The following is a 19,343-nucleotide window of genomic DNA, read 5'->3' as shown; positions in this document are numbered from 1 at the left end:
TTTTCTTATTGATGACAGGACCGGCGGCCCTGTGTGCAAACTATCTCTCCGTCGCTGATCGGCGTCCTGTCCGATCGTCGGCCAACCCTGCCCGATCGTCCGGAGAATGCACCTTGGGCCGTGACGCGCTCACAATCAGAAACTCCCGCACGGGAAAACGCCCATGGACGCCCTGTCACAGACCCTGCGCGTCGTCCGCCTGGTCGGCGCGATTTTCATCAACGCCAGGTTCACCGCCCCCTGGTGCTATCAGTCGCCGAGCGCCGACACGGCGGCACCGTTCCTGGAACCCGGCGCCGAACGGGTGGTGATCTTCCACTTGATCACCGAAGGCGAGTGCTACGTCGAACTGGGCGATGATCCTCCGCTGCTGCTCAACCCCGGCGACGTGGTGATATTCCCCCAGGGCCATGCCCATCGCATGAGTTCCAGACCGGGTTTGACGCCCGCCAGCGGTGCGCGGCTCGACGAGGTGCTGGCGCGGCGCCCGCGGCAGTTGAGTTATGGCGGTGGTGGTGCAGTGACACGCCTGGTGTGCGGCTACCTGGCCTGCGACACGCGTTTGGCCGGCATGTTGCTGGCAGGTCTGCCGCCGGTGGTCAGGGTCAATGTGCGCGGTTCGAACGCCGGCATCTGGCTGGAATCTTCGGTCCGTTATGCCCTGGCCGAAGCGCGATCGCCAAGGCCCGGCGGCGAAGGCGTGCTGGCGAAACTGGCCGAGGTGCTCTTCATCGAAGTACTGCGCCTGTACATGCACGAACATGGCGAGGGGCGGACCGGGTGGCTGGCCGGTGTAAGCGACCGGATCGTCGGCGCGGCCCTCAACGCCTTGCACAAGAAACCCTGCCACGCCTGGACGCTGGATGAGCTGGCGCGCACCGCCGGCACCTCTAGATCGGTCCTGGCAGAACGCTTTGCGCAACTGGTGGGGGTCACGCCGATGCAATACCTGACGCAATGGCGGATGTTGCTGGCGGCCAACCTGTTACGCAGCAGTAACAGCTCGTTGATGCGCATCGCCGAAGAGGTGGGATACCAGACCGACACGGCATTCAGTCGCGCGTTTCGCCGTGAGTATGGCGCGCCGCCGGCGGCGTGGCGGCGTAGTCAGGGCAATCGATCAATGGCTCACGGTGAGGTGAGCCATTGATATCGCAAAAAGATCGCAGCCTGCGGCAGCTCCTACAGTGAACGCATACTCTGTAGGAGCTGCCGCAGGCTGCGATCTTTTGACTTCAAGCCGCTGGAACAGCGGTCTTCGCCTCTTCAAGCAATTGCTGGATCATCTTCTCCTGAGTGTCATAACTACCTTCACCAAAGTGCGTGTACCGCACCTGGCCCTTCGCATCGATCAGGTAGTGGGCAGGCCAGTACTGGTTGTCGAAGTTGCGCCAGATCGCATAGTTGTTGTCGATCGCTACCGGGTAGGTGATGCCGTATTCCTTCACCTTGTCCCGGACGTTGTCGATGATGCGTTCGAACCCGTACTCCGGGGTGTGCACACCGATCACCACCAGGCCGTCTTTTTCATACTTCTTCGCCCAGTCCTTGACGTACGGCAGGGTGTGCTTGCAGTTGATGCAGTCGAAGGTCCAGAAGTCCACCAGCACCACTTTGCCCTTGAGCGATTCGTTGGTCAGCGCTGGCGAGTTGACCCACTCCACCGCACCGGCCAGCGACGGCATCGCGCCTTGGGCGTTGTCCATGGACTCGGCCTTGACCTTGCTGACGAAGTAATCGACGACTTTCGGCACGGTTTCCAACAAGCCTTTTTCGACGCTGCTGATACCTTGCGACGAGGTGTTGGCCAGCAGCACATCATTTGCTCCGGTGGCAATCACCGCTGCGCCGGCCAACACCGCCACACCGGCACCGCGACGCAACCAGCCAGTGACCGGGATCGACGGTTTCAAGCGATTGACCAGGCCACGACCGGCGAAGATCAAGGTGCCCAACGACAACGCGCTACCCAGGCCGTAGGCCACCAGCAACAGACTGGTCCCGGCGTTCGCGCCCTGCAGCATCGCGCTGGTGAGAATCACCCCGAGGATCGGCCCGGCGCAGGGTGCCCAGAGCAGGCCGGTAGCGACACCAATCATGATCGAACTCAGCGGGCCGGACATTGTGCGGCTGTTGGGGTCGATGCGATTGCCCAGCGCCACGAATGGACGCGCCAACCAGTCGCCGACCCGTGCGGAAATCAGCGACAGGGCGAACACCACCATCACGATCAGTGCCACATGACGGCCGGTGTTGCTGGCCTGGATCACCCATTCACTGCTGACCACCGCCAGACTGGAGATCAGGGCAAACGTCAGGGCCATGCCACCCAGGGTCAGCAGGATCGAGGAACGCGTGCGGTCGGCCCCGGCGAACAGGAAGGGAACGACCGGCAGGATGCACGGGCTGAGGACGGTCAATATGCCGCCCATGAAAGCGATGAGTAACATGGAGATCACCTTGCAAATAGAGGGGGGCAATTCACACCCGTCCCCTGTGGGAGCGAGCCTGCTCGCGAAGAGGTCAGCACATTCAAAATCGCTGCCGACTGACCCTCAGCCTTCGCTAGCAGGCTCACTCCCACATGGATCGGTGGTGTTCTGGATTCACGCGTTGTGTTCTTCCAGCCACTTGCCCTGAGACGTGTGACTGGCGCCGTTTTCTGCCACCACTTGCCCCTGAGGCGTGCGGTTGTAGCCGTCCTCGGCGAGGAAGGCGTCAGCGCCCTTCTGCGCCACCGGCGTCAGTTGAAAGCAGGTGCTGCTGCCGCAAGCGTTTTGCTCTACTGCGGCGCTGGCATGGGCCGCGGCACCGGCGACGGAAAAGGCAATGGCGGTCAAGAATCGGCTGATGGTGTTCATGGCTGTGTTCCTGTCTTCAAAGGGCAATGGGTGTTCGCCGGACTCAGTTGTCCGAATTGCAGTTGTCAGCCAATTTGCGGTAGTCCAGGACCTGGGTCTTGCTCTGGGAATCCAGGTAGGTCAACTGGGCATTCACCACACCGCAGGAAGGCGCAGAGTCCTGTTTCAGCGACAGCACTTTCTTGATGTCCAGGTGCGAGCCATAGCTGTAGCTCATCGGGGTAACATCAGCTTCGGCGCGGGCCGACAAGGTGCATATGTTCAGGGCGGCAAACAGGCAAGCGGCGTAGATGGCTTTGGTGTTCATGGCGGTTTCCTCAAGGTTCATCGTTTGTGGGTAGAGGCGCTTGGGTTTGCCTCGATGGAACCTATTAGAAGCCTGCGAGGTATCCCGTATGTGTCGGGAACCGGCGCGTGTAAATCGGTAAGTATCTGGACCGCTGCGCGATACAGAGGGATACAAAACCCCTGGAAATGGCCGTTTTTGCCTCGGTATGTATCCGCTGACAGGACAGATACACTGCAATACAAAGGACGGCGGGCGAGCGGGCCAAGGCTCGATAGACTGTGCGATATCCCCCACTGACAGAGGCAAGTCCCCATGGAGCACGTCGATCACATTCTCATCGTTGACGATGACCGCGAGATACGCGAGCTGGTGGGCAACTACCTGAAGAAAAACGGCCTGCGCACCACGGTCGTGGCCGATGGAAGGCAGATGCGCAGCTTCCTTGAATCCACGCCGGTGGACCTGATCGTGCTGGACATCATGATGCCGGGCGACGACGGCCTGATGCTCTGCCGCGAGTTGCGCGCCGGCAAACACAAGGCCACGCCGGTGTTGATGCTCACCGCGCGCAACGACGAAACCGACCGCATCATCGGCCTGGAAATGGGCGCCGACGACTACCTGGTCAAGCCCTTCGCCGCCCGTGAACTGCTGGCGCGGATCAACGCCGTATTGCGCCGCACGCGCATGTTGCCACCGAACCTGGTGGTGACCGAATCCAGCCGCTTGCTGGCCTTCGGTCGCTGGCGCCTGGACACGTCCGCCCGGCACCTGCTCGATGGCGACGGCACCATGGTCGCCCTCAGCGGTGCCGAATATCGGTTGCTGCGGGTGTTCCTCGATCATCCGCAACGGGTGCTCAATCGCGACCAATTGCTCAACCTGACCCAGGGCCGCGACGCCGACCTGTTCGATCGTTCCATCGACCTGCTGGTCAGTCGCCTGCGCCAGCGCCTGTTGGACGACGCCCGCGAGCCGGCCTACATCAAGACCGTACGCAGCGAGGGCTACGTGTTTTCCCTGCCGGTGGAAATCGTCGGGGCGCCAGCATGAACCTGTCGCTGCGCTGGCCCCGCACCCTGGCTTCGCGACTGTCGCTGATCTTCCTGATCGGCCTGATCCTCGCCCAGGCGCTGTCCTTCGGTGCGCAGTACTACGAGCGCTATGAAAGCTCGAAAAACACCATGCTCGGCAACCTGGAAACCGACGTCTCGACCTCCATCGCCATCCTCGACCGCCTGCCGGCGCCAGAGCGTGCGAGTTGGCTGCAGCAACTGGATCGGCGCAATTACCGCTATCTGCTCAATGAAGGTTCACCCGGCACCGCCATGGACACGGACATGCCCGAGGCACCGATTGCCATGACCTCGATCAAGAATTCCATCGGCAAGGACTACCCGATGACCTTCAGCGATATTCCCGGGCCTGCGAAGCACTTCCAGGTGCACCTCAAGCTGTCCGACGGCAGCCCATTGACCATCGATGTGCGGCCCTCGATGGTGCCGCTGTCGCCCTGGCTGCCCATGGTGCTGCTCGGGCAATTGGCGCTGATGATTGCCTGCACCTGGCTGGCCGTGAGGATCGCCATCCGCCCCCTCACCCGCCTCGCAGAAGCCGTGGACACCCTCGACCCCAACACCCACCCGGTGCTGCTGGACGAAAAAGGCCCGACCGAAGTGGCCCACGCCGCCAAGGCCTTCAATGCCATGCAGGCACGCATCGCCGCCTACCTCAAGGAACGCATGCAACTGTTGGCGGCGATTTCCCACGACCTGCAGACACCGATCACCCGGATGAAACTGCGCGCCGAGTTCATGGACGACTCAGTTGAGAAAGACAAGCTGTGGAACGACCTGGGCGAGATGGAACATCTGGTGCGAGAAGGCGTGGCGTACGCCCGCAGCGTCCACGGCGCCACCGAAGAAAGTCGACGCACCGACCTGGACTCGTTCCTCGACAGCCTGGTGTTCGATTACCAGGACATGGGCAAGCAGGTGCAACTGAGCGGCAAAAGCGCCAGCGTCATCGACACCCGCCCCCACGCCCTGCGGCGAGTGCTGGTGAACCTGACGGACAACGCGCTCAAATTCGCCGGCGCTGCGGAACTGCTGGTTGAGAAGAAAGCCGATGGCAGCGTGTCGGTGAAGGTCATGGACCGCGGCCCGGGCATCGCCGAAGCGGAACTGGCCCAGGTCATGCAGCCGTTCTACCGCGTAGAAAATTCGCGCAACCGCAGCACTGGCGGTACCGGGTTGGGGTTGGCCATCGCGCAACAGCTGGCGTTGGCGATCGGGGGATCGTTGACCTTGAGCAATCGCGAGGGTGGTGGCTTGTGTGCCGAACTCAAGTTGCGTGGGTGACACCTGCTGATCGTTCCCACGCTCTGCGTCACTAGTGTCCGGTAAACATGTTTCATAGCTGAAGGCTGCCTTGGGCAGCCTTCAGCTTTTCTCGCTCCTGCCTTCGTCGATCCCTCAGTTCTGGAGTAGCGGGCCGTTCGTGCAGGACGTGAGATATGCGAACCGTCAGCTCGAACAACGAACCGGTAAATCCTGAGCGACGATGGAAAAGGTGCAGTAACAAGTAGCTGATCAAGGCACTGTAAATCTGCAGGCGCACGGCGTTTTCAGAGAAGGCATAGAAGCGTTTGAGTTTCAGATGTTGCTTGATCCACTTGAAAAACAGCTCGATCTTCCAGCGATCTTTGTACAAGCCCGCGATTTCTTCAGCTGTTCTTGCGAAGTCGTTGGTCACCAGGATTAACGGCGTGGCATGTCCCTCGCGCTCAACCACCACGCGTCTTACCGGCGTTTCTCGGTAGTCATTCAGACGCTTACCGCCCAGATGCTTTTTGCCGAATAGAATGACTTCATCGGTCATGACCGGGCTTTGCTCGGCTACGGTCGAGTGCTTGTGCAGCACTTTGATATTGGCGTTTTTCTTCAGGCGGGTGACGAAAAAAGCGCCTTTGGTCTGCAACTGGTGCCACCAGTTGTAATCGCAATAGCCCTTGTCAAAGACATACGTCATGCCGGCCTGAATCGGCATTTCCAGTGCATCGCTCAGGTCGTTGACGTTGGCAGGAGTGATGTTGACGTACACCGGGGCCAACTTCGCCAAATCTAGCCCGACATGTACTTTCAAGCCCTGCGTAATGCGGGTTTTCGTGGCGGCTGTCCAGCCATCGAAGTGAGGTCCGCGCAAAGTGATCGACGTGGAATCAAGCAGGCTAACCATGGCACCGACTTCTTTGCGCTGCTGGCGGCTGATGCCGCGCAACAGCAACTCGCAAAGGTCCTGGAATGGCCGGTAGTCACGCTTGTTCAAGGCATCCGACAGGGTCGAGCGGGCGACCGGACCCGCTTTAAGATGGTAGCTATGCGGGCTTAGAGTTTCGGAGAAAGTCGCCAAGGACCGCAGGCTTAAGGCTTGGGTTACATGACCGCTAACCAGTGTCACCAGCAATTGCCAGGACGTGCAGCGTTTGACGTAGCGATCAGCCTGGTGCCTTTCGGTGGATTGCCGAAAGAACTGGCGCGGGATCGCACTGAGCAGGTGGGCTAAACGGGTGCTGGTAAACATGAGCCAAAATCGAGTCTGAAAAATCCGATTATGACTGACGGCCGCCAACAGCAAGGGGGAGCAAGCTCCCCCTTCGGTTTTTACCGGACGCTAGTGACGCTCTGCGTGGGAATGCCGCCAGGGACGCTCCGCGTTCCGCTAACAACACAAGGCTGGCGTCCTGCGCAATGGTGACGCGGAGCGTCACGGGATGCATTCCCACGCAGAGCGTGGGAACGATCATCAAGCAACGACGCCTACGACGCCCTCCCCGTGCATCTGCCGCAACAACCCCAGCCCACTGTCCATAAACACCGTCGATTCCGTCATCCCCGCCTCCGCCGCCAATCCCTGCAACTGCGCACGTCCGGTCTGCCCGGGAAATTCCTCGATACGCTGCAACAACCGAAACGCCAACGGGCTCAATTCAGAAAACTTCACGCTGAAATCCGGGTCCCGACGCACCAGCAGCAATGTCGGCTGATCCGGTGGCGCATCAGGCTGATGATGCGGCCCGACCAACTGCACTGGCCAGGCATACGCCAAGGGCCAGGCCAATGGCGAAACCTGCAACGGACAATCCAGCAGCCCATCGACATCGCCGCCGGGCAACGGCTCGGCTTCGGATTGTTGCAGGACCATTTCCACCCATTCGTAGTGCGCCAGTTCGACCATGAACGGCGGCCAGGGGCCAGCAGCCAGCGCCGCAGGCTCAGAGGCCAGAAACTCGACAAACTCCTGGGCGATTTCGCCGAATTTCGGCGTGTGGGCTCGGTAGTCGCGCAGGAAAATCCGCACCAGCGCCCGCCATTGCGTGTCGCCGAGAATCTTCACCAATACCGGAAAGGTGCCGCCGATCAATGACGACAAGTTGGCGAACACCAGGTCGCGATATACCTGGGCCCGCGCCGGGTCCATTTCCGGCGGTGGCGCGTAACGCTCGGGGTCGCGCACGTAGCGCCCCAGACTGTTTTGCTGCTCTTGCAGGGTGCGCTTAACCACGGTTGACCCCCTCGGTTTGCAACCGGCGAATGGTCTGCAACTCGGCGACCAGTTCGCAAAACGCCGGAAAGTTGAAATCGCGCTCGAGCAAAGTCGGTTGCGCGCCAAATCGGGAATAGGCCTGGGCCAGCAACGACCACACCGCCGGTTTCACCGAAGCGCCATGGGTGTCGATTTTCAAGGTGTCGGACTCATCGAAATGCCCGGCGATGTGCATGGCCACGACACGATTCGCATCGATCCCGGCCAGGAACGTACGCGGGTCGAAACCATGGTTGATCGAGTTGACGTACACATTGTTGACGTCCAGCAACAGGTCGCAATCGGCTTCACGCAGCACGGCGTTGGTGAACGTCACCTCGTCCATGTCCTGCTGCGGTGCGGCATAGTAGGAGACGTTTTCCACCGCCAGGCGGCGGCCGAGAATGTCCTGGGCCTGACGGATGCGCGCGGCGACGTGATGCACCGCCTCTTCGGTAAAGGGCAACGGCAACAGGTCATACAGGTGACCGTCGTCGCTGCAGTAGCTCAAGTGCTCGCTGTACAGCGGCACGTCGTGGTGATCGAGGAAGACCCGCACCTCTTTCAGGAATTCGACATCCAGCGGCGATGGCCCGCCCAGGGACAGGGACAAGCCGTGGCAGGATAACGGGTAGCGCTCGGCCAGGGTTCGAAACGCCAGGCCATGGGCGCCGCCGATGCCGATCCAGTTTTCCGGCGCGACTTCAAGAAAGTCGAAATGGCCGGCCGGGGCGGCCAGCAGGTCTTTGATCAAACCGCGACGCAGGCCGAGCCCGACGCTGGCCTGTGCTGATGTGACAGGGGTTTGCATGATGTCGATCCCAAGGGTTGTCAGAATGTCATCACAGTTAATCGAAGGGATGTATCGGGCCTGTGTAGCGCGTCGACGGAAAACAGCAAGGCTTGTATCGCCAGCGGGTCTGTACACACTCTGGTACAAACCCGCATCCGGGCATTACGCCAGGTCGTATTTCTCGCGCACCAGATAACCGATGCCCATGCGATCGAGCACATCCATCGGGCACAGGAAGGTCACGCGCACAGTGCCTGGCAGGCGACTGATGTCGATGGAGCCGGTGATGGTGGCGCGATTGAGCACTTCGTCATAAGGCAGGCCGGTGACGGTGGCGGCGCGGGTCAAGCCGTTTTCCACCGCCAGATTGAGGTTCTCGCCGCTGCCGATGAAGGTGATCGGGCCACTCTGTTCGATCTCGTGCTGGCCCCAACGCTCTCCCAGCTCCCGGACTTTCGCGCGCTGCCCGGCATCCATCGGGCGCGCCATCGGTGGCAGATCATCAAGGTTTTGCAGAAGGATCGGCCCTTCCAGCGTCAGGTTTTTCACCACTTGCACCACCACCTCGGTTTCCCCGGAACAGTCGGTTGCGTGGCCTGCGATCTCGCCGTTGCCCTGTTGCGCATGCATGTCGCCCATGTAAACGCCGGCCCCCGGCACTTTCACCGGGCAGATCAACACACAGCCCTCACGGACCGAATTGGTGTCCATGTGGCCGTCGGTCTTGGCCGCGTGCAACTCTTCGCGGGTCATGCCGAAACGGTGCGGCGCATTGATCAGGTACTGGCCGAAGTCGGCACAGTTGTGCGAGTCGGGAATGTCTCGGGACGGCAAGGTGCCGATGTTTCCAAGGAACGGCCGCATAGGCGCGGCAACCCCGGGGATATCGGCGCGGGCCAGGGACAGGATTGAATGCTGCGCGGCGAATTCCGGCAGCGCCGACATCTCAGAGGCATTGCCGGCCAGTCGGTTGGCGATGTCCTGGTTGACCGTCAGGCTGACCTGATTCTGCGCGTCAAAGACGATCACATAGCCGTGGCTGAAGCGAAATGCGCTGACCTCGGCGTCACAGTGGTTGCAGCGAATCGCGTCCTCGCCAATGCCTTCGACATGGCTGGCCGGATGCTCGGTGCCACATTTGGAGCAGAACTTGGAGACGAACGGATCGCCGTTGTAGCGCCCCTCGACAAAGCTCATGACCCCGGAGGAAGTGGCCAGCGACGTGACGCGCATGCTGTTGATCTTGATCGCCACGGCATCGCCGATTTGCGCCCCGGCGATGGCCACCGGTTGCGTCACTTCATGGCCCCCCTCGAAAGCGGGCGTGATCATCGGCCCCCAGCAACCTGGCGGTGTTCCGGTGACCAGGGTGCCGCCATCGGCCAGCGGGCCGAGCATCGGCTGGCTCGGACCAATGATGCCATTGGTGTAGCGATCGACCCGCAGGCGATCGACCGGCGCGGCGTTGAGAGTGGGTTGAGGCACAAGCGTTGTCATGATGATCCCCATCGGAGTCAGGAGCGAATGGTCCTCACAGTTCAGCGCAGGTTTGTATCTGGTCTGTGTTCGGGGGTGGCCTTGAATTGGCGGGGACTGTATCGAGAAACAGTCTGGATACATTGGGATACATGCATAGGGACTGCCAAACACCCTCCCTGTGGGAGCGAGCCTGCTCGCTCCCACAGGGGGCTGCGTCAATCAGGGACATTGGCTTTCGTCGCTTGGGACGGCGCCACAGCCCCTGAGAACTAAACTTAATCCACACAGGACGAGTTGATCGTCCTGTCCATTCCACGACCACCGCCCAGGGGCGAACGCCTCGATAAACACCGCCACTGGACTCTGATCCTGCAAAAGGAGCACACGTGATGGACGAGGCCAAACTCAACGATTTCATGGGCAAACTGGTAGGCGACATGGGCGGCGCGGCGATGCTGGCTAACGTCATCCTTGGTGAAGAGCTCGGCCTGTACCGGGCCATGGCAGACAGCCAGCCAGTCAAGCCCGAAGCTCTCGCCGAGAAGACCGGCTGCAACCCTCGCCTGGTGCGCGAATGGCTCAGCGCCCACGCAGCTTCTGGCTATATGGAACACAGCGACGGTCAATTCCGCCTGCCCGAAGAACAAGCCCTGGCACTGGCCGTCGAAGACTCGCCGGTCTATGTGGCGGGTGGCATCGGCGTAGTTGCATCGTTTTTTCATGACAAGGACAAACTGGTCAAGGCCATGCGTGGCGATGGCGCCCTGGCGTGGGGCGATCACCACCCGTGCATGTTCAGCGGCACCGAACGTTTCTTCCGGCCCGGCTACAAGGCGCACCTGATCGCCGAGTGGTTACCGGCCCTGGACGGCGTGGTGGCCAAACTGGAGGAAGGCGCCAAGGTCGCCGACATTGGCTGCGGTCACGGCGCGTCGACGGTGATCATGGCCCAGGCGTACCCGAACTCGCGGTTCGTTGGTTTCGATTACCACGCGCCGTCCGTCACCGTCGCCACCCAGCGCGCCGAAGAAGGTGGCGTGTCCGGCCGAGCACGGTTCTTTCAGGGTACGGCCAAGAGCTATCCCGGCAACGACTATGACCTGGTCTGCTACTTCGACTGCCTGCACGACATGGGCGACCCGGTGGGTGCGGCCAAGCACGCGTACGAGTCATTGAAGCCGGATGGCACGGTATTGCTCGTGGAGCCGTTCGCCAACGACTCGCTGGACGACAACATCACCCCGGTCGGCCGGCTGTTCTATGCCGCCTCCACCTTCATCTGCACGCCCAATTCGCTGTCCCAGGAAGTCGGCCTGGGCCTTGGCGCACAAGCAGGTGAAGCACGGTTGCGCAAGGTGTTCAGTGAGGCGGGATTCAGCACATTCCGACGGGCCACGGAGACACCGTTCAACCTGATTCTGGAGGCACGTAAGTAACACACCCCCCCCTGTAGGAGCGAGCATGTTCCGGGCGGCGTTCCGACGATTGAAGACGAAACACCGCGGGGCGTCAGGCCGCCAGTGTTATCGTTGACGTCCATCGCGAGCGTGCTCGCTCCTACAGGTTTGCGGGGTATTGAGATGCTCGATAGCCTTATCCACGAACAACTCGACCAGCTCCAACAGCTCATCGCCGACGAGCCGTTCGCGGTCCTGACCGGTGCCGGTATCAGTACCCCGTCGGGCATTCCGGACTACCGTGACAATCAGGGCGTGCGCCGTGGCTGCCAGCCCATGATGTATCAGGAGTTTCTCTCGGCACCCGAATCCCGGCGGCGCTATTGGGCGCGGGCGATGCTTGGCTGGCCGCGGGTGCGCCAGGCGCAACCGAACGTGGCCCACGACACCCTGGCCCGCTTGCAAAGCACGGGACGGATTGGCGGCTTGATCACGCAGAACGTCGATACCCTGCACGACCAGGCCGGCAGCCATGATGTGATCGAACTTCACGGCAGCCTGCACCGGGTACTGTGCCTGGACTGCGCAAGACGCAGCGAGCGCGATTCGATCCAGCAGCTGATGGAATCCCAGAACCCCTACCTCGAAGGCGTGGACGCAGTGCAGGCGCCGGACGGCGACACCTTGCTCGACCCGGCCTTCGAGGCACGCTTCCAGATTCCGCTCTGCCCGCATTGCAGTGGCGAACGGTTGAAACCGGACGTGGTTTTTTTCGGTGAGAACGTTGCACAGCACACGGCGGCGAAAGCGCTGGCCACGGTGGAAAAGGCCGCCGGGTTGCTGGTGGTTGGCTCGTCGCTGATGGCGTACTCGGCGTTTCGCCTGTGCCGGGCGGTGGTGGATCAGGGCAAGCCGCTGCTGGCGATCAACCTGGGCAAGACACGGGCGGATGACATGCTGGACCTGAAAATAGAAATGTCCTGCGAGCAACTACTGCCTTTGCTGGCACAGCGCCTTAACCCCTGACACCACCCCATCCCCTGTGGGAGCGAGCAGGCTCGCTCCCACAGAGATCGGAGATCACTTCATAACACTGCGAAATCCTGCGCCTTGAGCACATCAAACAATGCCTGCGCCGCCGCCGACAACTCCCCTCCCTGCAAGGTCAGCACGCCAATGGCCCGCTCCAACACCGGGTCACGCAAGGTAATGCAATGCGCTCCGAGTTCACGCATCTGACCCACACACAAGGCCGGAACCACGCTCACGCCCAACCCACTGGCAACCATCCGCCCGACCGTCGCCAGTTGATGGCTTTCAAACTCCACCGGCAGCTTCATGCCCCGGGCCTGCAAATGCTCTTCCAGCATCACCCGCACCGTCGACGGGCGCTGCAAGGTAATGAACGGTTCCTCGAGCAAGGTCTGCCAGTCGATTTCCTCGAGCTCGACCAGCGGTGAGTCTTGAGGCACCACTGCCACGAAGCGATCCATGTAAAGTGGCGTGAATTGCAGCGATGAGCTCATGGTCGGCTCGAACGCCACACCGAGCTCCACCTGGCGGTCGCGAACCATTTCCAGCACCTGCTCGTTGATCACGTCGTTGACCGTGACGTTGACTTTCGGATAGCGGACGCGGAATGTCTTGAGGATCGGCGGCAGCAGGTTGCCGGCAAACGAGGGCATGGCCGCCAGGGTCACTCGACCACGCTGCAAGGTGAAGCGCTGGCGCAACTCATCCTCGGCATTGTCCCAATCGGCGATCAGGCGGCGCGCCAGCGGCACCAGGGTTTCGCCTTCTGCGGTCAACGCCACATTGCGTGTGTTGCGGGTGAACAATCGCCCGCCCAGGCCCTCCTCCAATGCCTTGATGGTCAGGCTCAAGGCCGATTGCGACAGGTGCAGGCGCTCGCAGGCCACGGCAAAACTGAGGCTTTGGGCCACAGCCAGGAAGGCGCGGATCTGCTTGACTGTCATGGTCACTGTCTCCAACGCGTTAGATTGTTGAGTTTTATCCATTAATCAACATTAAAAATCAACTTAACAAATGAATCTTGTCGCGCGACACTCAATCCCATTCGGCTAGCCAGCCGCCCACAAAGAATAAAAGAGGTGCATATGGCAGGTTTCGACAAGCGCGTGAGTTCCTACGAGGAAGCCCTGGCCGGTCTTGAAGACGGTATGACCGTGATCGCCGGCGGCTTCGGCCTGTGCGGGATCCCGGAGAACCTGATCAACGAGATCAAGCGCAAAGGCACTCGCGACCTCACCGTCGTTTCCAACAACTGCGGCGTCGACGGTTTCGGCCTCGGCGTGCTGCTGACCGACCGCCAGATCAGCAAAGTGGTGGCCTCCTACGTCGGCGAAAACAAGCTGTTCGAGGAGCAACTGCTCAAGGGCGAAATCGAAGTCATCCTGACCCCGCAAGGCACCCTCGCTGAAAAAATGCGCGCAGGCGGTGCCGGCATCCCGGCCTTCTTCACCGCCACCGGCGTCGGCACTCCAGTCGCCGACGGCAAGGAAGTGCGCGAATTCCATGGCCGCAAGTACCTGATGGAAGAATCCATCACCGGTGACTTCGCCATCGTCAAAGGCTGGAAAGCCGACCATTTCGGTAACGTGATCTATCGCCACACCGCACAGAACTTCAACCCGCTGGCTGCCACCGCCGGCAAGATCACCGTGGTTGAAGTCGAAGAGATCGTCGAACCCGGCGAGCTGGAGCCGTCGCAGATCCACACCCCTGGCATCTACGTCGACCGGATCATCTGCGGCACGTTCGAGAAGCGCATCGAACAGCGCACCGTACGTAAGTGATCCCCTGCCCCCGGACCGAATGAAGGAATAACAACAATGGCACTTTCCCGCGAACAAATGGCTCAACGCGTCGCCCGCGAAATGCAGGACGGCTTCTACGTGAACCTGGGCATCGGCATTCCGACCCTGGTCGCCAACTACATCCCCGAAGGCATGGAAGTCATGCTGCAGTCGGAAAACGGCCTGCTGGGCATGGGTCCTTTTCCAACTGAAGAAACCATCGATGCCGACATGATCAACGCCGGCAAGCAAACCGTGACCGCCCGTATCGGCGCCTCGATCTTTTCCTCGGCCGAGTCCTTCGCGATGATCCGCGGTGGCCACGTTGACCTGACCGTGCTGGGCGCCTTTGAGGTCGACGTGCAAGGCAACATCGCCTCGTGGATGATCCCCGGCAAGCTGGTCAAGGGCATGGGCGGTGCCATGGACCTGGTGGCTGGCGCAGACAACATCATCGTCATCATGACCCACGCGTCCAAGGACGGTGAGTCCAAGCTGCTGTCCCAATGCAGCCTGCCGCTGACCGGCGCCGGTTGCATCAAGCGCGTGCTGACCGACCTGGCTTACCTGGAAATCGAGAATGGCGCATTTGTCCTCAAGGAACGCGCACCTGGCGTCAGCGTTGAAGAAATCGTCGCCAAAACCGCTGGTAAACTGATCATCCCGGACCACGTTCCGGAAATGCAGTTCGCTGACCAGTGAGGAACCATTCCATGCAAGAAGTCGTCATTGTTGCCGCCACACGCACCGCGATCGGCAGTTTCCAGGGTTCCCTGGCCAATGTTTCCGCCGTTGACCTGGGCGCGGCGGTGATCCGTCAATTGCTGGCACAAACTGGTCTGGACCCGGCCGAAGTCGATGAAGTGATCATGGGTCAAGTGTTGACCGCCGGTGCCGGGCAAAACCCCGCGCGCCAGGCGTCCATCAAGGCAGGCCTGCCGTTTGCCGTGCCGGCCATGACCCTGAACAAGGTCTGTGGCTCGGGCCTCAAGGCCCTGCACCTGGGCGCCCAGGCGATCCGCTGCGGCGACGCCGACGTGATCATCGCTGGCGGCCAGGAAAACATGAGCCTGGCCAACTACGTCATGCCCGGTGCCCGCACCGGCCTGCGCATGGGTAACGCACAAATCGTCGACACCATGATCAGCGATGGCCTGTGGGATGCGTTCAACGATTACCACATGGGCATCACCGCTGAGAATCTGGTGCAGAAGTACGACATCAGCCGCGAGCAGCAGGATGCCTTCGCTGCCGCTTCCCAGCAGAAAGCCGTGGCCGCCATCGAAGCCGGGCGTTTCGTCGATGAAATCACCCCGATCCTGATCCCACAGCGCAAGGGCGATCCGCTGTCCTTCGCCACCGACGAGCAGCCACGGGCCGGCACCACCGCCGAGTCCCTGGGCAAGCTCAAGCCTGCCTTCAAGAAGGACGGTTCGGTGACCGCTGGCAACGCTTCGTCGCTCAACGACGGCGCCGCGGCCGTGATCCTGATGAGTGCCGAAAAAGCCAAGGCCCTGGGCTTGCCGGTACTGGCAAAAATTGCTGCTTACGCCAACGCTGGCGTGGACCCGGCAATCATGGGCATCGGCCCGGTGTCGGCCACTCGCCGCTGCCTGGACAAGGCTGGCTGGTCTATCGACCAGCTTGAGCTGATCGAAGCCAACGAAGCCTTCGCCGCACAATCGCTGGCCGTGGCCAAGGACCTGGAATGGGACTTGAACAAGGTCAACGTCAACGGCGGCGCTATCGCCCTCGGCCACCCGATCGGTGCCTCGGGTTGCCGCGTCCTGGTGACCCTGCTGCATGAAATGATCAAGCGAGACGCCAAGAAAGGCCTCGCCACCCTGTGCATCGGTGGTGGTCAGGGCGTGGCCTTGGCGCTCGAACGGGCTTAAGACGACAGCGTTTAACAGACGGCGCGGGGACCCACGAAGATCCGCCGCCGCCTGGCAAAACACCCGGTGTGACTCACGTCGTACCGGGTTTCTTTATTGGCTGAACGGCTCGTCCTCCTTGTAGGAGCCAGCGGGCACTCCATTTTGTATACAAAATGTGTTCAACACTAGAGCAAATCCCCCCCGCTAGATGCTAACGTTGCCGCCCATACACAGGTCGGAGACGTGCGCGTGTTGATGCTCAAATTACTGGTCATTCCTGGCTTTCTGCTACTGATCTCCCTGGCGGGCAAACGCTGGGGGCCAAGCGTGGCGGGTTGGTTGTCGGGGTTGCCGGTGGTGGTCGGGCCTATCCTGTTGTTCCTTGCCATCGAGCAAGGCCAGGCATTCGCCGCCCAGTCGGCCATGGCCGCACTGTCGGCGATGTTCGCGATGATTGCCTTCTGCGTGACCTATGCGCAGGTCGCGCAACGCGCAAAATGGCCGCTGGCATTGACGATCTCGCTCCTGGTATGGGCCTTGGTTGCCGTGGTCCTGTCGTTGCTCCCACCGTCACTCCCCCTCTCGGTGATTGCCGCCGCCACTGCACTGCTGGCCGCGCCGCACTTATTCCCGGCCGTGCAGCCAATCGTTTCAGGACCGGCGCCAAAGTCCGATAAATTGCTGCTGCGCATGATTGCCGGCGCCTTGCTGACCCTGGCTGTCACCTGGCTCGCGAGTACCGTTGGCGACCGCTGGAGCGGCCTGCTCGCCGTGTTCCCGGTGCTGGGCAGTGTGATGGCGGTGTTCTCCCAGCAAACCCGAGGCCCGGCGTTTACCGCCGCGTTACTGCGGGCAACGGCCACCGGTATGTATTCATTTTCCGCTTTTTGCCTGGTCGTGACGCTGACCTTGCCCAGCATGGGCATGATGGGTTTTGGTGTTGGCGTGGCCGTCTCGGTAGCCATGCTCGGCGTCACCAGGCGGTTGCTGGCGAAACCCGCTCCCCAGGCAACACGTTCAACCATTTCGAACGAGTAGCGCAACATCCTCGTACGTCAATCGAACAGGTTTGCTCCACCATCAGCCTCAGTTCCAAACCAATCCCGACTGAGGCCTACACCATGAAATTCTTTTTCCATCCTTCGCCTAACCCGATGAAAGTCGCCCTGCTGCTCGAAGAACTGCAAACGCCCTATGAGTTGATCGGCGTCGACACCTTCAAGGGCGAGCAACACTTGCCAGCCTTCCTCGCGATCAACCCGAACGCCAAGGTTCCGGCCCTGGTCGATGGCGAAGCGACGGTTTTCGACTCCCAGGCCATCCTGCTGCACCTGGCGCAAAAGCATGAGCGTTTCCTGCCCAGCAGCGCTGCCGGCAACGCCGAGTTGCTGTCGTGGTTGATGTTCATTGCCACCGGCCTGTCGCCGTTCTCCGGCCAGGCCGTGCACTTCCTGCATCACGCCCCAGAGGACCTGCCCTACGCGAAAAATCGCTATCTCAAGGAAGTCGAACGCCACTATCGCGCACTCGACCAGCGTCTGGCCGACCATCAGTACCTGGCTGGCGACAGCTACAGCATCGCCGACATGGCACTCTGGGGCTGGGCCAACTATGCGCCGTACATCCTTGGCGAAAACGGCTTGGCTGCCTACCCCAACGTCAAGCGCCTGTTTGACGAAATCAGCGCCCGCCCGGCGGCCCAGCGAGCCCTGGGCCTGAAAGAGAAGCTGGTGTTAAAGGCCGAATTCGACGAAGAAACTCGCCGTAACCTGTTCCCGCAGAACCAGGCCCGGTAAGACGTTCACGACATTCGAAGGTGATGAAAATGAGTGATCACGGCGGGCGCCTGCTCTTTGGAGTGAGTGACCGTCCGTTAGCCCGCACTGGAATGCGTCACGACCTCCATGGGATGATCGCGCCCCCACCGCGCGACCATCCCTGGAGTTTTCGAATGTCACTGTTGAGTAAAAAAGCCGTTGTCCTGTTGCTGGCAGCAGCTGCCAGCCTGGGGGCTTTGACTGTGCAGGCGGCCAAGGCCCCCGCCAAAGAGACGGTGCAGGGGCAGAAGGTCTCGATGCTCGACGGCAAGTTCACCTTCACCCTGCCCAAGGGTTTCATCGCCAACCCGTTGCCAGCCAGCCCCACGGGCGCAAGCGGCACCATGTACGCCAATGAAACCACCAAGACCGTGGTGATCGCTGCGCAAAACAGCCTGCCCGAGGGGGTCAAGGTCAAGGACAACGACGGCGAGTTTCTCGACGGCACCGCGGCCGATTTCGACTCGGCGCAACACCAAGCCCTGCCGGACTACAACAAACTCAGCGAAAAAAGCCTGACCCTGAAGGCAACAGGACTGGGCGTGCGCCAGGTCGACAGCACCGCCACCCAGGGCGGCGGCACGACCCTCAACACCACGTTGATGGCGGCATCGGGCAACCGCATGACCGTGATTCAGGTCATCTCCCGCCCCGGCGACATGGCGGCCCACGAAACCCTGATAAAGCAGATCGTCAGCGGCAAATAAGCCTCAGGGGTTGAGGCGCTGCAGCCAGGCGCTCAAGTCCTGCAGTTCTTCGGCACTGATGCTGTGTCCGACACCCTGGTAAGCGTGGAACTCGGGCTCCAGTGATACGCTTTGCAACAGGCTGTTGGCTTCGGTGCCATCGCTCAAGGGAAGGCGCTGGTCCGCCGTGCCATGGCCGATGAAAATCGCCAGCGACTCGCGCTTTTCATCCGGTTTGAGCTCGGACCGCAGCACCGGCAGGATCCGCCCGCTCAACGCGGCAATCCCGCCCACCGCTTCGGGACGCCGCAGGGCGACTTCGTAGGACATGATCGCGCCCTGGCTGAACCCCACCAGGAACACCTTATGCGGTTGTGTGTGATATTTGTTCGTCGCCAGTGTGATGAACTCCAGCAGCAACTGGCCGCTGGACTTCAGGTCATCTGTCTCGCCGTTGTAGGCACCTTCGCCTTTCTTGCGAAACCACTGGTAACTTCCCTCTTGCATCACCATCGGCGCCCGCACCGACAGGTAGTTGTATTCGCTGGGTAAGTCATCCTTGATGCCGAACAGATCCTGCTCGTTACTGCCATAGCCGTGGAGAAAAATCACCAGCGGCTGCCCGCTGGAATCGCGGTTGACCTGTTCCATGTACTTGAGCGGCAGATCGGTTTGCAGGGGGGGTTGAGCGTGGACAGTGGCGGATGCCAGCAGCGTGAACAGAGCGAGAAACTTCAGCATAAA

Annotated in this window: 20 protein-coding genes; 11 read left to right on the top strand and 9 right to left on the bottom strand. The window is 61.1% G+C overall.

The features are described 5' to 3' along the window. Nucleotides 1-163 precede the first annotated feature (163 nt). Nucleotides 164-1,150, top strand: coding sequence for an AraC family transcriptional regulator (locus PSUM_RS00925; RefSeq protein ID WP_020801342.1), 987 nt, complete (start codon nucleotides 164-166; stop codon nucleotides 1,148-1,150). Nucleotides 1,151-1,235: 85 nt separating this feature from the next. Here the strand turns inward: PSUM_RS00925 and PSUM_RS00920 are convergent, their stop codons facing one another. From PSUM_RS00920 to PSUM_RS00910, 3 genes are all read right to left on the bottom strand, one after another. After that, a complete protein-coding gene (locus tag PSUM_RS00920; RefSeq protein ID WP_083348817.1) occupies nucleotides 1,236-2,450 on the bottom strand; it encodes a cytochrome c biogenesis protein DipZ in 1,215 nt (404 codons plus the stop codon). 156 nt (nucleotides 2,451-2,606) lie between these two features. Beyond that, the gene (locus PSUM_RS00915) at nucleotides 2,607-2,861 is read right to left on the bottom strand and encodes a hypothetical protein (protein ID WP_083348816.1); all 255 of its coding nucleotides are present in this window, start codon (nucleotides 2,859-2,861) and stop codon (nucleotides 2,607-2,609) included. Between the two features lie 43 nt (nucleotides 2,862-2,904). Further along, nucleotides 2,905-3,168: a DUF2790 domain-containing protein gene (locus tag PSUM_RS00910; protein WP_033045036.1), complete on the bottom strand. Its 264-nt coding sequence runs from the start codon at nucleotides 3,166-3,168 to the stop codon at nucleotides 2,905-2,907. A gap of 294 nt (nucleotides 3,169-3,462) precedes the next feature. On the opposite strand from PSUM_RS00910, the gene PSUM_RS00905 reads away from it, so the two are divergent. Both PSUM_RS00905 and PSUM_RS00900 read left to right on the top strand, forming a co-directional pair. Beyond that, complete coding sequence (locus PSUM_RS00905) at nucleotides 3,463-4,203, top strand: response regulator (RefSeq protein WP_008063067.1); 741 nt, start codon at nucleotides 3,463-3,465, stop codon at nucleotides 4,201-4,203. Continuing rightward, nucleotides 4,200-5,510 carry an ATP-binding protein gene (locus PSUM_RS00900; RefSeq protein WP_020801346.1) on the top strand — a complete coding sequence of 437 codons (1,311 nt, stop codon included), beginning with the start codon at nucleotides 4,200-4,202 and terminating at the stop codon, nucleotides 5,508-5,510. The genes PSUM_RS00905 and PSUM_RS00900 overlap by 4 nt, the downstream gene beginning before the upstream one ends. A 52-nt stretch (nucleotides 5,511-5,562) precedes the next feature. Here the strand turns inward: PSUM_RS00900 and PSUM_RS00895 are convergent, their stop codons facing one another. From PSUM_RS00895 to PSUM_RS00880, 4 genes are all read right to left on the bottom strand, one after another. Then, nucleotides 5,563-6,732, bottom strand: coding sequence for an IS4 family transposase (locus PSUM_RS00895; protein WP_083348390.1), 1,170 nt, complete (start codon nucleotides 6,730-6,732; stop codon nucleotides 5,563-5,565). Between the two features lie 222 nt (nucleotides 6,733-6,954). Continuing rightward, on the bottom strand, nucleotides 6,955-7,713 hold the full coding sequence (locus tag PSUM_RS00890) for an HvfC family RiPP maturation protein (protein WP_020800019.1): 759 nt from the start codon (nucleotides 7,711-7,713) through the stop codon (nucleotides 6,955-6,957). Then, entirely contained in the window at nucleotides 7,706-8,545 is an 840-nt protein-coding gene (locus tag PSUM_RS00885) for an HvfB family MNIO-type RiPP peptide maturase (protein WP_083348815.1), read from the bottom strand. The genes PSUM_RS00890 and PSUM_RS00885 overlap by 8 nt, the downstream gene beginning before the upstream one ends. 144 nt (nucleotides 8,546-8,689) lie before the next feature. Continuing rightward, on the bottom strand, nucleotides 8,690-10,024 hold the full coding sequence (locus PSUM_RS00880) for an acetamidase/formamidase family protein (protein WP_083350144.1): 1,335 nt from the start codon (nucleotides 10,022-10,024) through the stop codon (nucleotides 8,690-8,692). A 371-nt stretch (nucleotides 10,025-10,395) separates the two neighbouring features. On the opposite strand from PSUM_RS00880, the gene PSUM_RS00875 reads away from it, so the two are divergent. Then, entirely contained in the window at nucleotides 10,396-11,442 is a 1,047-nt protein-coding gene (locus PSUM_RS00875; RefSeq protein ID WP_033042194.1) for a class I SAM-dependent methyltransferase, read from the top strand. A 144-nt stretch (nucleotides 11,443-11,586) separates the two neighbouring features. Beyond that, a complete protein-coding gene (locus PSUM_RS00870; RefSeq protein WP_083348814.1) occupies nucleotides 11,587-12,429 on the top strand; it encodes an NAD-dependent protein deacetylase in 843 nt (280 codons plus the stop codon). 59 nt (nucleotides 12,430-12,488) lie between these two features. On the opposite strand, the gene PSUM_RS00865 is transcribed toward PSUM_RS00870, so the two are convergent. Next, on the bottom strand, nucleotides 12,489-13,379 hold the full coding sequence (locus PSUM_RS00865) for a LysR family transcriptional regulator (protein WP_083348813.1): 891 nt from the start codon (nucleotides 13,377-13,379) through the stop codon (nucleotides 12,489-12,491). A gap of 141 nt (nucleotides 13,380-13,520) precedes the next feature. On the opposite strand from PSUM_RS00865, the gene PSUM_RS00860 reads away from it, so the two are divergent. The 6 genes from PSUM_RS00860 (at nucleotide 13,521) to PSUM_RS00835 (ending at nucleotide 18,620) form a co-directional block, all read left to right on the top strand. Then, nucleotides 13,521-14,219: a CoA transferase subunit A gene (locus tag PSUM_RS00860; protein WP_020800013.1), complete on the top strand. Its 699-nt coding sequence runs from the start codon at nucleotides 13,521-13,523 to the stop codon at nucleotides 14,217-14,219. Nucleotides 14,220-14,255: 36 nt separating this feature from the next. After that, a complete protein-coding gene (locus PSUM_RS00855) occupies nucleotides 14,256-14,921 on the top strand; it encodes a CoA transferase subunit B (RefSeq protein ID WP_020800012.1) in 666 nt (221 codons plus the stop codon). 11 nt (nucleotides 14,922-14,932) lie between these two features. Beyond that, nucleotides 14,933-16,114 (top strand): acetyl-CoA C-acetyltransferase, encoded by a 1,182-nt coding sequence (locus PSUM_RS00850; RefSeq protein ID WP_020800011.1) that lies wholly within the window; start codon nucleotides 14,933-14,935, stop codon nucleotides 16,112-16,114. Between the two features lie 231 nt (nucleotides 16,115-16,345). Next, the gene (locus PSUM_RS00845; protein ID WP_020800010.1) at nucleotides 16,346-17,134 is read left to right on the top strand and encodes a hypothetical protein; all 789 of its coding nucleotides are present in this window, start codon (nucleotides 16,346-16,348) and stop codon (nucleotides 17,132-17,134) included. 83 nt (nucleotides 17,135-17,217) lie between these two features. After that, nucleotides 17,218-17,892: a glutathione S-transferase family protein gene (locus PSUM_RS00840; RefSeq protein WP_020800009.1), complete on the top strand. Its 675-nt coding sequence runs from the start codon at nucleotides 17,218-17,220 to the stop codon at nucleotides 17,890-17,892. Nucleotides 17,893-18,047: 155 nt separating this feature from the next. Continuing rightward, nucleotides 18,048-18,620 (top strand): DcrB/PsbP domain-containing protein, encoded by a 573-nt coding sequence (locus tag PSUM_RS00835; RefSeq protein WP_020800008.1) that lies wholly within the window; start codon nucleotides 18,048-18,050, stop codon nucleotides 18,618-18,620. Between the two features lie 3 nt (nucleotides 18,621-18,623). On the opposite strand, the gene PSUM_RS00830 is transcribed toward PSUM_RS00835, so the two are convergent. Continuing rightward, nucleotides 18,624-19,340 carry an alpha/beta hydrolase gene (locus tag PSUM_RS00830; RefSeq protein ID WP_020800007.1) on the bottom strand — a complete coding sequence of 239 codons (717 nt, stop codon included), beginning with the start codon at nucleotides 19,338-19,340 and terminating at the stop codon, nucleotides 18,624-18,626. Nucleotides 19,341-19,343 lie beyond the last annotated feature (3 nt).

Origin of the sequence: Pseudomonas umsongensis, from assembly GCF_002236105.1 — a bacterium.
Taxonomy (GTDB): domain Bacteria; phylum Pseudomonadota; class Gammaproteobacteria; order Pseudomonadales; family Pseudomonadaceae; genus Aquipseudomonas; species Aquipseudomonas umsongensis.
This window is presented reverse-complemented; position numbering and strand designations above follow the sequence as displayed.

Excerpts from the sequence above, each read along its gene's own strand:
- PSUM_RS00925 (WP_020801342.1), top strand. The coding sequence starts at position 164 with ATGGACGCCCTGTCACAGACCCTGCGCGTCGTCCGCCTGGTCGGCGCG.
- PSUM_RS00920 (WP_083348817.1), bottom strand. The coding sequence starts at position 2,450 with ATGTTACTCATCGCTTTCATGGGCGGCATATTGACCGTCCTCAGCCCG.
- PSUM_RS00915 (WP_083348816.1), bottom strand. The coding sequence starts at position 2,861 with ATGAACACCATCAGCCGATTCTTGACCGCCATTGCCTTTTCCGTCGCC.
- PSUM_RS00910 (WP_033045036.1), bottom strand. The coding sequence starts at position 3,168 with ATGAACACCAAAGCCATCTACGCCGCTTGCCTGTTTGCCGCCCTGAAC.
- PSUM_RS00905 (WP_008063067.1), top strand. The coding sequence starts at position 3,463 with ATGGAGCACGTCGATCACATTCTCATCGTTGACGATGACCGCGAGATA.
- PSUM_RS00900 (WP_020801346.1), top strand. The coding sequence starts at position 4,200 with ATGAACCTGTCGCTGCGCTGGCCCCGCACCCTGGCTTCGCGACTGTCG.
- PSUM_RS00895 (WP_083348390.1), bottom strand. The coding sequence starts at position 6,732 with ATGTTTACCAGCACCCGTTTAGCCCACCTGCTCAGTGCGATCCCGCGC.
- PSUM_RS00885 (WP_083348815.1), bottom strand. The coding sequence starts at position 8,545 with ATGCAAACCCCTGTCACATCAGCACAGGCCAGCGTCGGGCTCGGCCTG.
- PSUM_RS00880 (WP_083350144.1), bottom strand. The coding sequence starts at position 10,024 with ATGACAACGCTTGTGCCTCAACCCACTCTCAACGCCGCGCCGGTCGAT.
- PSUM_RS00875 (WP_033042194.1), top strand. The coding sequence starts at position 10,396 with ATGGACGAGGCCAAACTCAACGATTTCATGGGCAAACTGGTAGGCGAC.
- PSUM_RS00870 (WP_083348814.1), top strand. The coding sequence starts at position 11,587 with ATGCTCGATAGCCTTATCCACGAACAACTCGACCAGCTCCAACAGCTC.
- PSUM_RS00865 (WP_083348813.1), bottom strand. The coding sequence starts at position 13,379 with ATGACAGTCAAGCAGATCCGCGCCTTCCTGGCTGTGGCCCAAAGCCTC.
- PSUM_RS00860 (WP_020800013.1), top strand. The coding sequence starts at position 13,521 with ATGGCAGGTTTCGACAAGCGCGTGAGTTCCTACGAGGAAGCCCTGGCC.
- PSUM_RS00855 (WP_020800012.1), top strand. The coding sequence starts at position 14,256 with ATGGCACTTTCCCGCGAACAAATGGCTCAACGCGTCGCCCGCGAAATG.
- PSUM_RS00850 (WP_020800011.1), top strand. The coding sequence starts at position 14,933 with ATGCAAGAAGTCGTCATTGTTGCCGCCACACGCACCGCGATCGGCAGT.
- PSUM_RS00840 (WP_020800009.1), top strand. The coding sequence starts at position 17,218 with ATGAAATTCTTTTTCCATCCTTCGCCTAACCCGATGAAAGTCGCCCTG.
- PSUM_RS00835 (WP_020800008.1), top strand. The coding sequence starts at position 18,048 with ATGTCACTGTTGAGTAAAAAAGCCGTTGTCCTGTTGCTGGCAGCAGCT.
- PSUM_RS00830 (WP_020800007.1), bottom strand. The coding sequence starts at position 19,340 with ATGCTGAAGTTTCTCGCTCTGTTCACGCTGCTGGCATCCGCCACTGTC.